This window comes from Vibrio sp. Vb0598, from assembly GCF_033338935.1.
GTDB lineage: Bacteria > Pseudomonadota > Gammaproteobacteria > Enterobacterales > Vibrionaceae > Vibrio > Vibrio alginolyticus.
In genome coordinates this window covers 1-1,259 of the sequence record NZ_JAWOTP010000161.1, presented here as the reverse complement: position 1 = coordinate 1,259, position 1,259 = coordinate 1, and the positions used below count along the sequence as shown (strand labels likewise).

The following is a 1,259-nucleotide window of genomic DNA, read 5'->3' as shown; positions in this document are numbered from 1 at the left end:
ACATGAGGTCACAAATGGAAACACGCTTTAATCGCCTATTTGCCGCAATGTTGGCTGTGGGCCTTGCACCTGCCGTCTCGGCGTTTGATCCGCTCTATTCAGAACAATGGCATCTCGACAACACTGGCCAAACTGCATTCGCAGCAAACCCTGCTGTTGCGGGTAATGACTTAAACACCAAACTTACGCAAGCCATGGGCATTGCCGGTATTGGCGTTAAAGTTGCGGTCATTGATTCTGGTGTGCAAATCGATCACCCAGACCTTGCAGGTAACGTAGTCACAGGTAGCAGAAACTTCGTTGAAGACTCTTTATTCCCATCCAGTTATCCCGTAGACACCAACGGCCACGGTACTGCCGTTGCTGGTTTGATTAGTGCGGTAGGTAACAATGGTGAAGGTGGTCGCGGCGTTGCTTCTCGCTCTTCGCTTGTTGGTTTTAACTGGCTTGCAAACCAAACATTAGAAGGTTGGTTAATTTCTCACGGTATGGACCCAGCGACGCGAGATGTACGCGTATTTAACCAAAGTTATGGCTTTAGTCCGATCAACCCAATCGCGTTTGATGAGAATGACCCACAGTTCAAGCTTGAAATGGATGTCATGCAAAACGTCAGCGAAACGAACGCTTGGGGCCGCGGTGCACTGTTTGTCAAGTCTGCGGGTAATGGTTACCGCTATTTCAACACTGGACGATTCTTCGTTCTTCCTAGCGATTTCTTCGCGGGAGGCGGAAACCAAGGTTTACCGATGCACAACTCGGCGCAATCTTACGACAACTCTAGCTACTTCAACCTTGTCACCAGCGCGCTACGCGCAGATGGCACCCGAGCAAGTTACTCTTCTGTTGGCGCTAACGTGTGGGTTGCCGCGCCAGCAGGGGAATACGGGCAAGACTTCCCTGCGATGGTCACAACTGACCTGATGGGATGTGAAGAAGGACAAAACACCAGTGACGGCCTTGGTATTAATGGTCTACACGGTGGTACAGAGCTTGACCCGAACTGTAATTATACCAGCACCATGAACGGCACATCATCGGCTGCGCCGAACACTTCTGGTGCAATCGCCGCTATCATGTCAACCAACCACGCTCTATCTGCCCGTGATGTTCGTGCGTTGCTGGCAGAAACCGCACGCGTTACCGATGCCGAGCATCCGGGTGTTCAACTTGAATTTACCAATACTAAAGGCGAGTTGGTGAGCTACGAAGCAATCTCACCTTGGCAGAAAAACGCGGCTGGCGTGAACTTCCATACC

Annotated in this window: 1 protein-coding gene; it reads left to right on the top strand. The window is 51.1% G+C overall.

What is annotated here, in order from left to right; all coding sequences use genetic code 11:
• Positions 1-14: 14 nt before the first annotated feature.
• Positions 15-1,259 (top strand): S8 family peptidase (locus tag R7Q38_RS23740; protein WP_318114513.1); only part of this gene is annotated, 1,245 nt, incomplete at its 3' end.